Source organism: Erwinia sp. E602, assembly GCF_018141005.1.
Lineage (GTDB): Bacteria > Pseudomonadota > Gammaproteobacteria > Enterobacterales > Enterobacteriaceae > Erwinia.
Window position 1 is genome coordinate 1,038,123 of the sequence record NZ_CP046582.1, and the last position, 13,799, is coordinate 1,051,921.

Sequence of the window (13,799 nt, forward strand, 5' to 3'; positions counted from 1 at the left end):
ATCCACTACGCCCCGTCACTCACTGCACATCAAACCTGTCCAGCTCCATCACCTTCGTCCACGCCGCGACAAAGTCGGCGACGAACTTCTGCTGCGCATCGTTGCTGGCGTAGACTTCGGCCACCGCGCGCAGGATCGAGTGGGAGCCAAACACCAGGTCGGCGCGGGTGGCGGTATAGCGCTGTTCGCCGCTCTGGCGGTCGCTGCCGCTGAACAGCTCGTTCGATCCTTCCTGCGCCTGCCAGCGGGTGCGCATATCCAGCAGGTTAACGAAGAAGTCGTTGCTCAGCACGCCTGGGCGCGCGGTCAGCACGCCGTGCTGGCTGCCGTCGAAGTTGGTGCCCAGCACGCGCAGGCCGCCGACCAGCACGGTCAGCTCCGGCGGGCTGAGGGTCAGCTGCTGGGCTTTGTCGATTAGCAGCGTTTCGGTCGACGAGCCGCCACGCACCCGGCGATAGTTGCGGAAACCGTCGGCCAGCGGTTCGAGCAGCGCGAAGCTCTCCACGTCGGTCTGATCCTGGCGCGCGTCAACGCGGCCCGGCGTAAAGGGCACGTGGATGCTGATGCCGCCCGCCGCCGCGGCCTGTTCAATTGCCACCACGCCGGCCAGCACGATCACGTCGGCCAGCGAGACCTTGCCGGACGCCTGCTGGATCGCCTGCAGCTGCGGCAGCACGCGGGCGGCGGTGGCGTTCACCGCCCAGCCGTTCTGCGGGGCCAGCGCCAGGCGGGCACCGTTGGCACCGCCGCGCTTGTCGCCGCCGCGGAAGGTCGAGGCGGAGGCCCAGGCGGTCGACACCAGCTCACCGACGCTCAGCCCGCTGGCGGCGATCGCCACCTTCAGGCTGGCAATCTCTTCGGCGCCGGGCTGATGGCTGGCCGCCGGCAGCGGATCCTGCCACAGCAGGTCTTCTTTTGGCACTTCCGGGCCGAGGTAGCGCGCTTTTGGCCCCATATCGCGGTGGGTCAGCTTGAACCAGGCGCGGGCAAAGGCTTCGTTAAACGACTGCGGATCGTTGAGGAAACGGCGGGAGATCTTATCGAACTCCGGATCGAAACGCAGCGTCAGGTCGGTGACCAGCATGGTCGGCTTGCGCTTCTGGCCGGGGTGGAACGGATCGGGGATGATCGCCTCGGCGTTGCTGGCCTCAAACTGGATCGCCCCCGCCGGACTGTGGACCCGGGTCCACTCATATTTATACAGGTTCTCGAAGAAGTAGTTGCTCCACTGGGTCGGGGTTTGCGTCCACACCACTTCCAGGCCGGAGGTGATGGCATCCGCGCCGGCACCGCTGGCGTAGCTGCTGTTCCAGCCGAAGCCCTGCGCTTCCAGCGGGGCGGATTCCGGATCGACGCCGACGTGGCTGGCGGCAGCGGCACCGTGGGTTTTACCCAGCGTATGGCCGCCGGCGATCAGCGCGACGATCTCCTCGTCGTCCATGCCCATATTGCCGAAGGTGGCGCGGATCGCCGGGGCGGCCGAGGCGGGTTCGCCGCTGGCTTCCGGTCCTTCCGGGTTAACGTAGATCAGGCCCATTTCGGTGGCGCCGATCGGCGCGCTGGCCAGCGCTTCCGGATGGCGGTGCGCCAGCCACTCTTTCTCATCGCCCCAGTTGACGTCGAGATCCGGTTCCCAGACGTCTTCGCGCCCGGCGGCAAAGCCGAAGGTGCGGAAGCCGGCATTCTCCAGCGAGACGTTACCGGCGAGGATAAACAGGTCGGCCCATGAGATCTTCTGACCGTATTTCTGCTTCACCGGCCACAGCAGGCGGCGCGCTTTGTCGAGGCTGACGTTATCCGGCCAGGCGTTGAGCGGCGCAAAACGCTGCTGGCCACGGCCGGCGCCGCCGCGCCCGTCGATGGTGCGATAGGTGCCGGCGCTGTGCCACGCCATGCGGATAAACAGGCCGATATAGCTGCCCCAGTCGGCAGGCCACCAGGACTGGGAATCGCTCAGCAGCGCTTTGATATCGCCCTTAAGGGCAAAGTAGTCGAGTTTACTGAATTCGCTGCGGTAGTCGAAGGCGGTGCCTAAAGGATTGGAACGTGAGGAGTGCTGATTCAGCAGTTCGACCTTCAGCTGGTTGGGCCACCAGTCGGTATTATTGGTGCCGCTGCCCGCACCGCGCGCCAGCACGCTTTTCTCATCAGACTGACCGTGAGGGAACGGACATTTTCCTGCGGGTACGGCGTTATTATTATCGCTATCGTGCTCGGTTGACATGCTCATGTTGGGCTCCGTTTGCTTCAGTGAATACCCCTACAATAACTGCCTCTTACTATAAGTGATAAACGTTACAACCGACCAATCTGATAGCCCGTAGCTTAGGTAAATCTGCGGTGTCCGCCTTCGCCCACGCTGCATCCCATTTTTGAATTTTTCGTAAAAATACGATGCCTTTTTTAATTGAACGTTCAATTAATCACGCATATGCTGCGAAAACATCAGTAAATTAAGATTTTTATTGATGATTTTTGTTAAACGCAGCCGTTATCTCCCCCCTTATGGAAAACATCATGACAGTGATTCGTCAGCAACCCGATGAAACGCCGCCCGCGCAGCGGCTTAACCTGCCCGTCTTTACCGGCTCCGCGGCGGTGATTACGCTGCTCAGCCTGCCGATCGTACTTTACCCCGCCGCCAGCCAGCGCTGGCTGGCGCAGGCCCAGCAGGGGATGGCCGACGTGTTTGGCTGGTACTACATGCTGCTGATGGTGGTGTGCATGCTGTTTGTGTTCTGGCTGGCGCTGTCGCGTTTCGGCGGGCTGAAGCTGGGCCAGGAGCACGATGTGCCTGAATTCAGCTATTTGTCCTGGGTGGCGATGCTGTTTTCCGCCGGGATCGGCATCGCGCTGGTCTACTACGGTGCTTATGAACCGCTCGACCATTTCCTGCAGCCGCCGGAAGGGAGCGGGGGCACGGTACAGGCGGCACGTAACGCCATGGTACTGACCTTCCTGCACTGGGGGCTGCACGGCTGGGCGCTGTACGCCCTGATCGCGACGGCGCTCGCCTGGTTTGCTTACCGCGGCGGGCGGCCGCTGGCGCTGCGTTCGGCGCTGTACGGCCTGTGTGGCGAGCGCGTCAACGGCTGGCCCGGCCATCTGGTGGACGGCTTTGGTATTCTGGTCACGGTTGTCTCGATGGTGACCAATCTCGGCATTGGCGCGCTGCTGGTCAGCTCAGGGCTGAACTACCTGTTCCAGGTGCCGCAAACCCCCCTGGTTATCACCGGTCTGCTGGTGGCGATGATGGTGGTGGCAACGCTGGCGGCGGTCAGCGGGGTAGAGAAGGGGATTGCCATGCTGTCGCGTGTTAACGTGGTACTGCTGTGCCTGCTGCTGCTGTTTGTATTTATCGCCGGTCCGACGCTGCACCTGCTTAACGGCCTGCTGCAGAACACCGGCGACTATCTCTCCGCGCTGGTGAGAAAAAGCTTCGACGTCTATCTCTATGGTCAGGCGCGGCACTGGCAGGGGATGTGGACGCTGTTTTACTGGGCGTGGTGGGTGTCATGGGCACCGTTCGTTGGCCTGTTTATCGCCCGTATCTCACGCGGGCGCACCGTGCGCCAGCTGATTTTCGGCGTGATGCTGATCCCGCTGGGCTTCACCCTCGCCTGGCTGTCGCTGTTCGGCAACACCGCTATAGCGCTGGTGCTGGAACAGGGTAACGCGCTGCTGGGCAGGGTGGCCCTGAACGACCCGCCGATGGCGGTGTACCAGCTGCTGGCGTCGCTGCCGTGGACGCGGGTGACCGCCGGCTTTACCGTGGTAATCAGCTTCTTCCTGTTTCTTACCCCGGTCGACTCCGGCACCCTGATGATCGCTAACCTCTCCTCGCGCGGCGGCTCAATCCGCGATGATGCACCGGCATGGCTGCGGGTGTTCTGGGCGGTGGTGACCACCGTGGTGTGCTGTGCGCTGCTCTCTGCGGGCAGCTTCAACGCCATGCAGACCGCCGTGGTGCTGTGCGGCCTGCCGTTCTCGCTGGTGATCCTGCTGTATATCATTAGCCTGTACCGCGACCTGCAGCGCACGGAGCTGGCGTTGCCTGGTCCGCCGCGCTGACCCACTGCGCCCCGGCCGCCAGGCCGGGGCATAATACCTGCGGGCAGGCGGCGCTGCTTAACCGGTAACGCTGACCGTACGCGCCACGATCTCCCCTGCGGAGCAGCGATGCTGCTCAGCCAGCAACCCTGATCGAACGCGCCCCGGCCCCCTGACGTTGCCAACCCCGGATTACCCGCCCGCCGCTGTCATCTTTTCTGACAATAATTCCCACAGCAGGCGCCGATATCCTATTAATATTGCGTCAGTTGTGCCGGAACCATTCCACCGTTATGCCCTCTAACGTCTGACTGACGGCGGAGACCGGTGCCCGCCCGCTCATACTGGCCGGCCGGGTTGCTGCACAGAACGGCCGGCAGGTGAACCCCATTTGGAGAAGCTATGCGTAAGTTAAACGTCATGTTGTGTTCCGCCGTTTTCTCAGTAGCGGCCCTTGCTACGACCTCAGCCGCCTTTGCCGCCGGTGAAGCCGACGCCCCGGCCGCCGCGCCTGAAACCAGCAGCGCGCCGGCGGCCGCAGATCAATCTGCTGCCCCAGCGCTTACCCCGGACGCTCCGGCAACCCCGCCGGTGCAGACCCCGCAGAGCCAGAACGCGCTTTCCGGCGCTGACGAGCAGGGCGCGGCGGCGGAAAGCCAGAGCAACCCGGCGGACCCGTATGAGGTGAAAACCTTCTTCGCCGATTTTAAACGCTTCACCCTCGGTGACGTGGTGCCGGACCTCTACCGCAGCAAAAAATATATCGTCAGCGACTGGAAAACCCGCCACCTGCCGGCACCGGAGGCCAGCAGCCACTGGACCTATATGGGCGGCAACTATGTGCTGATTACCGATGCAGAAGGGAAGATCCTGTCGGCTAAATCCGGCGAAATCTTCTACAAACAGTAACCGGCTACGCATTCTCCTCAGCTGATTATCCGTCCGCGCCTGCCGTATCGGCAGGCCGTTCCCGCTCTCTGATTTTGCCGATCTGGCAGGCCTTTTCTGCTCTCTGATTCTGTCGCTATAGCAGGCAGTTCCTGCCGCCTCTGATTCTGCTGCACTCGCAGGCCGTGCCTGACGCCTCTGATTGCGGTACTGAAAATCTGTTCCTGTTATCCCGATCCTGCCGCGTTGGCCGGACATTCCACTCGTTCGTAAGCCAGCCCCAGTTATTTTGACAGTGTAAGCCTTTACACTTCGTGGTTTGTTTGTATAAAACCACAATTTTTCAAGTTGTTGAGTCTTTTTTTAGCAACAGATTTGTTGACGTTTAGCACGGTTTTGTTCGCCAGGTGTAAATTTTAATTGCTAATAATTATCGTTTGTAAAATAATTATCATTCAGCTATATGGCATAACGTGATGATATGTAGCGTTTTTAGCTAAAAAGATTATTAACGGCACCAGGGGTTGGATGTGAAAAACTCACAGACGTTGACAGCAGACGGGTTTACGACGGGGGAGCGCTGGCCGGTGAAATGGCGGCTGCCCGGCGTAGTCACGCTGTCGATCCTGCTGCACGTGGCGCTGATCGTCGGCCTGCTGCGTGAAGAGCGGGTGCCGCCGCTGGTGATGGCCGGTAACGCCGGCGGCGCGGTGGCCTTCAGCGTGCTCAGCGCCAGCCACGGCCAGCCCGCAGCCGCGGCTTCATCACCACCTGCCGCCATGGCGGCGAACCCGTCCTCCGCGCTGCCTGCCGGCGCGTCCGCTGCGCAACCCACCGGTGCGGTTGCTGGCGAGAGCGCACGACCGCTGGCGACCGAAGTGACCCTGCCCGATCCGGAAATAGCCTTACCCCGTGCGCGTGAGGCCGCCCGTGATGCCGGGCTGAAAGCGGCGGCTTCGCGTCAGAAAAACGCCCAGCCCGTGGCGCCGCAGCAGGCCGCCGACCCCGAGCGCCGCACGGCCCGTCATAGCGAAAGCCAGGCGGCCCCGGCAAAGCTTGCCGTCGTCCGCGCTGCTGCGCAGAACGCGCCAACCACATCGACCCACGCCACCGCTCAGGCCAACGCCGCAACGGGTGGCCAGACCGCAGCGGCCAGCGGCAGCTCCCGCCAGGCCGCCGGCAGCGCGCTGAACGCCGGCAGCAGCGACAGCGGCAACGCCGCGCGGGGCGCGGGCAGCAGCAATAACCAGAATTTCCGTGCGCTGCACCGGCGGGTCGATTATCCACAGCGCGCCAAAGCGCTGGGGGTGGAAGGGCGGGTGCGCATTAAGTTTGACGTCACCGCCAGCGGCACCGTGACCAACGTGCGAATTCTGTCTGAAACACCGGTCGGCGTATTTGCTCAGTCGGTGACCAAAGATATTGCACGCTGGCGTTATCAGACGCAGGCGGCGGTTAACGACCAGGTTGCCTCGATCGTGTTTAAATTAAATGGCCAGGTCGCGCTCGAAAATTAAAATATTTTTTTGCTACAGCAATTATAAACCTCGGGAAAAACAGTGAACAAACTCGGTATTATTATGGCACTCTCGCTGGTGCCAGCTGCGGCTATGGCCCAGCAGGATGACAATACGGACGCTCAGTCATTAAACAACGCTGAAACACAGCAGAATACCCCGGCTGAGAATACGGCAGGGGAAGATACTATTCTGGTGCGATCCACGCCGACCAGCCAGTCGATGGGCACCCAGATCCTCACCAAAGAGCAGATCGCCCGGATGCCGACCCAGAACGGCACCATTACCGAGCTGCTGAAGCACAACCCTAACGTGCGCTTCGCCAATACCACCGACAGCAGCAACACGCCGGGGGAAATCGCGCCGGAAAACGTCTCCTTCCACGGTGAGAAGTTCTATAACAACAACTTTATGATCGACGGCCTGTCGAACAACAACACCATTAACCCGGGGGCGAACGGCGGGGAACTGAGTAACGATCCCGATGGGTTCTCCCCAACCGATCTGCCCGCTGGCGGCACCCAGTCATACTGGATCAACTCTGAGCTGGTAGAGCAGCTGGAGGTGTTCGACAGCAACGTCTCGGCGAAATACGGTGACTTTACCGGCGGGGTGGTGGATGCGCGCCTGAAAGATCCGGACCTGGAAAAGTCCTCCGGCAAAATTTCCTACCGCACGACCCGCGACGCCTGGACGCGCTATCACATTGATGAAGCCATCGGTGAAGATTTTTACTCGGCCACCAAACACACCTATCAGCCGAAGTTCAAAAAAGAGTTTTACTCCTTCTCTGCGAATCAGCCACTCAGTGATAAAGCCGGTTTTATCTTTGCCTATAACCGTCAGAAGTCGACCATTCCTTTTTATCAGTCGGCGCTGGAAGAGTGGGACGATCAAACGCGTCTTGCGGAAACGTATTTGCTGAAAGGAACTTATCTGGCCGATAACGGCGATATTTTCCGCCTGACCGGCATGTATTCGCCGCATGAATCGAAGTATTTTAAAACTAACGCCAAAAATGGCTCCTATACCAATACCGGCGGCGGTTATCGCACCAATATAGAGTGGGAGCACGTGGCTGACTGGGGGAAAATGACCAGTCTTGCCGGTTACCAGTTTGAAGAAAACAAAATCGACCATGAGTCTGATACCTATCAGACCTGGCGTCATTACACCACCGCCAGTAATTTTGTCTCTAACGTGATTACCTGGGGCAGCGCCAACGGTAACCTGGGGGGATATGGATCCTTCGCCACGGAGAAACGTACCACCACGCTGAAGCAGGACTATGAGCTGAACCCGATTAAGTTTATGGGGCTACAGCATCAGTTAGACCTTGGCTGGGAAGTGGATCTCTACAGCGCCCGCTACAAGCGTTTTCGGGATGTTAATCTGAGCCGGGGTACCTCGACCATTGACAGAAACGTGGTCTGTCAGTCAGGCGATGACTTCTGTATCGACGGTGAGCAGTACTTCAAAAGCGTGACCCTGTACCCGGCCCGCGAAGTCAGCGGCAACTACACCAACTATGCGGTTTATCTGCAGGACAGCATGAACTTCGGCAATCTGGAAGTGACGCCGGGCGTGCGCGCCCAGTATGACGACTTCCTTGGCAACCTGACGCTGGCCCCGCGCTTTGCCACCTCGTATGACGTATTTGGCGACCGCACCACCCGCGTGTTTGGTGGTGCCAACCGCTACTACGGGCAGAACCTGCTGGCCTATAAGCTGCGCCAGGGCATCAGCTCTTACAATATCCTTACCCGTACCAGCGCAACCGATGCCTGGACGGTGGGGGATACGCGTACTAACGCTATTGACTACGATATCTCCAGCCTGAAAACCCCGTACAGCGACGAACTGTCACTTGGGCTTTCCCAGCGCATCGGCGACACGCTGTGGACGGCGAAGTGGGTCAACCGCAGCGGTCAGGATCAGTTCGGTCGTAAAACGGTAACCGACGCCGATGGTGGTAAAAGCTACGTGCTGGATAACAATGCCAAAACCCGCGGCGATACCTTCTCGTTAAGCGCCGAGCCGATCAGCCCGATGCAGTTTGGCTGGGCCGACGTCGGCTGGTCGCTGGGCGCGAGCATCGTGAAAAACAAGTCCAGCTCGCAGACCTACTACGAGCAGAGCGACACCGATGAAAATATGGTGATCTTCGACGGTAAGTTAATCGAAAAAGGGGCAATGGATGCGCTGGACTTCAACACGCCGTGGACCGCCTTTGTCAACGTCAATACCTTCTTCCCGGCGATCCGCCTGAACTGGAACCAGAATATCGGCTATACCGCCGGTTACAGCGGTTACACCACCAGCACCGTTAGCTGTCCGTCAGAAGACGGAGCCTGCGGCAGCTATGAAGGTTCCGCCACCCGGTACGACAAGATCAAGTTTAAGGACTATATCTCCTACGACTGGCGCTTCAGCTACAACCAGCCGGTGTACAAAGATCAGAGCGTTGACCTGACGCTGGACGTGATCAACGTGCTGGACTCGGTGATCGAAACCTCGCAGACCACCGGTGCCAACTCCAAAGTCGTCACCTACAAAGCCGGACGTCAGTTCTGGCTGGGCGTGGCGTACAACTGGTAAGAGGGCAACCGGGCTGGCGTAAGCGGTTGCCCGGTGAGCCATCTTAATCGCGGCTGGCTTAGCCCCAGCCGGGTTTATCCCTTTTGCCGGGCAGGCTTAAACACCTGCCGGTTAAGTCGTTATCCCAGGCAGGCTTAAACGCCTGCCTGTAAATCAGTCATCCCGGGCCGGCTCTTCCGCCCGCCCGGTTAATCAGCAAACCGTGAGTGCGTGTTTGCGCGTTCCGGTACAGGAAATTTGCAATGAAGCAATGGCGAAACTTAAGCGGGCTGGTGGCAATCGTCAGCCTGCTGTTCCTCTTCAACGGCGCGCGGGCGGCGGAAACGCTCAGCCCGCTGCCACAGATTACCGAAGGCGTGCTGGATAACGGCCTGCGCTATACGCTGGTGCCGCTCAGCGGCCAGAAGCAGCGCGTGGACGTGCGGCTGAGCGTGGACGTCGGCTCGATCGATGAGCAGGATAACGAGTCCGGCGTGGCGCATATGCTGGAGCATCTGGTGTTCCGCGCCAGCGAGCAGTATCCGCAGGGCGTGGCCACCCAGCTGCACCAGCGCGGCTGGGTGCGGGCGCAGCACTACAACGCGATGACCAACTACGAGCGCACCCTGTATATGTTCAGCCCGCCGGGCGGAGCGGGGCAGCTGGACGTGGCGCTGGAGTCGCTGAGCCAGATGGCCGGGCATGCCCGCCTGACCCAGCGCGACCTTGACGACGAGCGGCGCATTATTCTGGAAGAGTGGCGCGGCAAGCTGGGCGTGGCCGAGCGCATGAACCAGCAGCGCGTGCAGGCGATTCGCCACGGCTCGCGCTACCCGGAGCGCCCGACCATCGGCACTGAGGCTTCTATTCGCAACACCCCGGCCACCACGCTGCAGCAGTTTTATCAGCGCTGGTATCATCCGGGCAATATGCGCCTGCTGGTGATCGGTGACTTCCGGCCAGAGACGGCGGCGGCGGAAATTAAGCGCTATTTCGGCACCCTGCCGGCGGGCGCGGTACCAGAGCGGGACTACTACGAACCGCGCCTGCAGACGCAGCTAAAGGTGGTGCGTCTGCAGGACGGCCAGAGCGGCAGCAGCCAGCTGTCGCTGGTGCTGCGCAGTAATCCGGGCACCACCACCTATGAACAGCGCCTAATCAGCCAGATCGCCCTCTCCAGCGTCAGCCGCCAGATGCGTCGGCAGAAGCCGGAGCTGCCGGCGGAAGTCGGCGGCCTGGTGGTGCGTAAATCGGATATTGGCAAAACCACCGAAGCATTTGGCGTATTTGCCGACGTGATGCCCGACGGGCACCAGGTGGCGCTGCGGGTGCTGCTGCGTGAGGTGGAGCGCGTGCGCCGTTACGGCCTGAGCGACGTCGATATTGCCGACGTGAAGCAGGATATCCGCGAAGTGGCGCAGCGCATGGCCGCGAAGCCGGAGCAGCGTGAGTTTGCCGACTGGGTACAGCAGATCTTCACCAGCTGGGCGCAGGGCAAGCCGTATACCGGCAGCCAGCAGCGCGGCCGTGAGGCGCTGGCGGCGCTGGATACCATCACTAATCAGCAGGTTAACGCACGGCTGCAGCAGTGGCTGACGGCCGGCGATGCGCTGGTGCAGTTCAGCATTCCCGGCAACACGCCGTTTACCCTGCCAACGGCGCAGTCGGTCATCCGCCTGCGCGAGCAGCTGAAAACCGAAACGCTGGCCCCACCGCAGCGCAAGGTGGAGCAGGTGGTGACCGAACTGAAGGTGACCCCGCAGCCGGGGACTATCGCTGCGGTGAAAAGCTTCCCGCAGCAGCAGGTGGAGCAGTGGACGCTGAGCAACGGCGATCGGGTGGTGCTGCTGCGTACGCCGCTGGCGAAAGATAAAGTCTGGCTGTCTGGCCGCAGCGCGGCGGGCTTTAACACCGCCGGGCTCAATCCGTGGCAGTCGCAGCTGGCGACCCAGCTGGTGGGGCAGAGCGGCCCGCAGGGCTGGCAGGGCGAACAGCTGGTGGCGTGGAAACAGCAGAAAGCCGTATCGTCTGGCGTGAGCCAGCTGCCGGACGAGCTGCAGTACACCGGCCAGTCTTCCCGCGAGGCGCTGGGCGATCTGCTGGCGCTGAACTATGCGTTGCAGACTGCCGCGGGCATCGACCCGGACGTGATGAAAGAGAGCCTGCTGCGGCTGGCGCGCCAGCAGGCGGTGGATGCCGGATCGGCAGGCAATGCCCGCGCGCAGGCCACCCGTCTGCTGCGCTACGGCAGCGCGGGCTGGACGCCGCCGACGCAGCAGCAGCTGAAAACGATTGATGCCGGCACGCTGCTGACGCAGTGGCAGACGGCCGCCCGCGCGCCGGTCAGCTGGTTTATTCTGGCCGATATGTCGCCGGAGCTGCTGAAGCCGCTGGCCGAACGCTACCTGGCCGGCATCCCTCGCCAGCCGGTCGCCACGGTACAGCCGGAGCTGCCGCGCAGCGGCCGCTACGAGGAGACGCTGGCGCTGAACGTTGAGCCACGCGCCGACGTGAAGAGCTGGAGCTTTACCCCGCAGACGTGGACGCCGCAGGCGGCGGTGCAGGTCAGCATTGCCCGTAACCTCGCCAGCCAGGCGCTGAAGTCCAGCCTGCGCGACGACGCGCTGGGCATCTACCGCATGCAGATGAACAGCGAGCTGGCGGATCGCCACCAGCGCATCGAGACGGAGGTCAGCTTTACCAGCGCGCCGGAGCGCGCGCAGGAGCTGTGGCAGCGGGCGGAGGCGGTGTTCGCGCAGCTGCCGCAGCAGATCACCCAGCAGCAGATTGACGTGCAGAAGCGCGACTTTATCCGCGCCGAGCAGGGGCGCCAGCAGGATATCTACACCCTGCAGCGCCGCCTGGAGCTGAGCTATCGCCACTATAACGATCCGCGCTATCTCAGCGACGCCGCACGGCTGGCCGACAGCATTACGCTGGCCGGCGTGCAGGCGATGGCAGCCCGGCTCTATAATCCGCAGAACCGGGTGGTCTCAATTTCGCTGCCGCAGCAGGTGAAAAAGTGAAAAAGGCCGCAGGACAATTCTGGGCGCTGTGTCGCCCGTTCTGGGGCCAGCGCAGCAGCGTACAGGCATGGCTGATTATGCTGGTGATGCTGGCGCTGGGTGGCAGCGTGATCTGGCTTAACGTGCTGTTCGTACAGTGGACCAAGTCGTTCTATGACGCGCTGACGGCGCTGGACGGCGGCAAGATTTATGCGCTGGTGAAGGAGTACGCGCTCTATATCCTGATCTACGTTTTCGCCATCGTCTATGAAGTGTGGTTCCGCAAGCTGTTGATAATCCGCTGGCGCGGCGCGCTGACCGCCGAGCTGGTGGACAGCTGGCTGGCGAAGCGGGCGTTTTACCGCATGTCGCTGAGCGGCCGCGTGGATAACCCCGACCAGCGTATCGCGCAGGATATCGAGATTTTTGTCACCAAAACGATTGGCCTGACCGTCGATCTGCTGCTGAACCCGATCCAGCTGTTTACCTTTGTCTTTATTCTCTGGCAGCTCTCGGGGGTGCAGCAAATCACTCTGTTCGGCAACGAGTGGACCATCCACGGTTATCTGGTGTGGGTGGTGCTGGTCTATACCCTGGCGGGTACGCTGGTCACCCATCTGCTGGGTAAAAAAATGCACGGGCTGACGGTGAGCAAAGAGCGTCTGGAGGGTAACTTCCGCGCCTCGCTGCTGCGCAAGCACGATAACGCCGAGCAGATCGCCCAGTACGGCGGTGAGCAGCAGGAAAAAAGTCACCTCGCGCGCCACTTCCAGGCGGTGACCGGCAACTGGCGCTCGCTGATGAACGCCGAACGTAATATGAATCTGTTTATTGTCGGCTACACCCGCGTCAGCCAGATCGTGCCGGTGTTTGCCGCGCTGCCGCTGCTGCTGAATAAAACCGTCACCTTCGGCGGGCTGATGCAGATCCGTAGCGCCTTTAACCAGGTGCATATCGTGCTGAGCTGGTTTATCCGCGTCTACCCGGCACTGATCGAGCTGTCGGCCAGTATGCAGCGCCTTTCGCAGTTCCGCGCCGAGATCCTGCAACACCAGTCGCAGCAGGAGCAGGCAGATGCCGGTAAACGGTTGCAGATTGGCAGCCTCTCCTTCCGTACCCCGCAGGGGCAGCCGCTGCTGCACGACGTGGCGTTTCACTGTGAACCGGGCAGCTGGAGCAAGCTGACCGGCGAGAGCGGCCTGGGTAAATCGACGCTGCTGCGCACGCTGAACGGCCTGTGGCCCTACTACGACGGCCAGTGGCAGCTGCAGGAAGGTCGCAGCCTGCTGCTGCCGCAGCAGAGCTACCTCGGCCACGGCACGCTGGCGGAGATCCTCTGCTATCCGCAGCCGGTGCTGGCGGCGAGTGACGCGCTGCGTGAGGCGCTGGACAAGGTGGGGCTGGGTGCCTGGCGCGACCGGCTGGACGAGCAGCTGAACTGGGACCGCATCTTCTCCGGCGGCGAACGCCAGCGTCTGGCCTTTGCCCGCGCGCTGCTGGCGCGGCCTGAGACGCTGTGGCTGGACGAAGCCACCAGCAGCCTCGATCACGCCGCCGCCCGTGCGCTGCTGGCGCTGGTGCGCCGCGAACTGCCGGGCACCACGGTAGTGGCGGTGACCCATCAGCAGGAGCTGGATGACCTGTTCCCGCAGCACTACGACCTCGGCCGTTTCCGCCCGGCCTGACTGACCTCCCCCGCCCGCAGGGGCGGGGGTTGGCGTTTCTTTACATCCCCCGGCACAAATCCGCTTTAACTCTTCCC

Annotated in this window: 7 protein-coding genes; 6 read left to right on the top strand and 1 reads right to left on the bottom strand. The window is 61.7% G+C overall.

What is annotated here, in order from left to right; genetic code table 11:
• Positions 1 to 19 precede the first annotated feature (19 nt).
• A complete protein-coding gene (gene katG, locus GKQ23_RS06115) occupies positions 20 to 2,224 on the bottom strand; it encodes a catalase/peroxidase HPI (protein WP_212411598.1) in 2,205 nt (734 codons plus the stop codon).
• 293 nt (positions 2,225 to 2,517) lie between these two features.
• Here katG and GKQ23_RS06120 point away from each other — a divergent pair, with 293 nt between their 5' ends.
• The 6 genes from GKQ23_RS06120 (at position 2,518) to GKQ23_RS06145 (ending at position 13,722) form a co-directional block, all read left to right on the top strand.
• Positions 2,518 to 4,071 (top strand): BCCT family transporter, encoded by a 1,554-nt coding sequence (locus GKQ23_RS06120; protein ID WP_212410053.1) that lies wholly within the window; start codon positions 2,518 to 2,520, stop codon positions 4,069 to 4,071.
• Positions 4,072 to 4,452: 381 nt separating this feature from the next.
• The gene (locus GKQ23_RS06125) at positions 4,453 to 4,959 is read left to right on the top strand and encodes an RcnB family protein (RefSeq protein ID WP_212410054.1); all 507 of its coding nucleotides are present in this window, start codon (positions 4,453 to 4,455) and stop codon (positions 4,957 to 4,959) included.
• A 509-nt stretch (positions 4,960 to 5,468) separates the two neighbouring features.
• The gene (locus GKQ23_RS06130) at positions 5,469 to 6,455 is read left to right on the top strand and encodes a TonB family protein (protein WP_212410055.1); all 987 of its coding nucleotides are present in this window, start codon (positions 5,469 to 5,471) and stop codon (positions 6,453 to 6,455) included.
• Positions 6,456 to 6,497: 42 nt separating this feature from the next.
• Positions 6,498 to 9,053 (top strand): TonB-dependent siderophore receptor, encoded by a 2,556-nt coding sequence (locus GKQ23_RS06135; RefSeq protein ID WP_249168484.1) that lies wholly within the window; start codon positions 6,498 to 6,500, stop codon positions 9,051 to 9,053.
• 242 nt (positions 9,054 to 9,295) lie between these two features.
• Positions 9,296 to 12,058, top strand: coding sequence for a M16 family metallopeptidase (locus tag GKQ23_RS06140; RefSeq protein WP_212410056.1), 2,763 nt, complete (start codon positions 9,296 to 9,298; stop codon positions 12,056 to 12,058).
• On the top strand, positions 12,055 to 13,722 hold the full coding sequence (locus GKQ23_RS06145) for an ABC transporter ATP-binding protein/permease (RefSeq protein ID WP_212410057.1): 1,668 nt from the start codon (positions 12,055 to 12,057) through the stop codon (positions 13,720 to 13,722). The genes GKQ23_RS06140 and GKQ23_RS06145 overlap by 4 nt, the downstream gene beginning before the upstream one ends.
• Positions 13,723 to 13,799 lie beyond the last annotated feature (77 nt).

Bases quoted from the DNA above. Each gene is read 5' to 3' on its own strand.
- GKQ23_RS06140 (WP_212410056.1), top strand. From the start codon at position 9,296: ATGAAGCAATGGCGAAACTTAAGCGGGCTGGTGGCAATCGTCAGCCTG.
- katG (WP_212411598.1), bottom strand. From the start codon at position 2,224: ATGTCAACCGAGCACGATAGCGATAATAATAACGCCGTACCCGCAGGA.
- GKQ23_RS06120 (WP_212410053.1), top strand. From the start codon at position 2,518: ATGACAGTGATTCGTCAGCAACCCGATGAAACGCCGCCCGCGCAGCGG.
- GKQ23_RS06125 (WP_212410054.1), top strand. From the start codon at position 4,453: ATGCGTAAGTTAAACGTCATGTTGTGTTCCGCCGTTTTCTCAGTAGCG.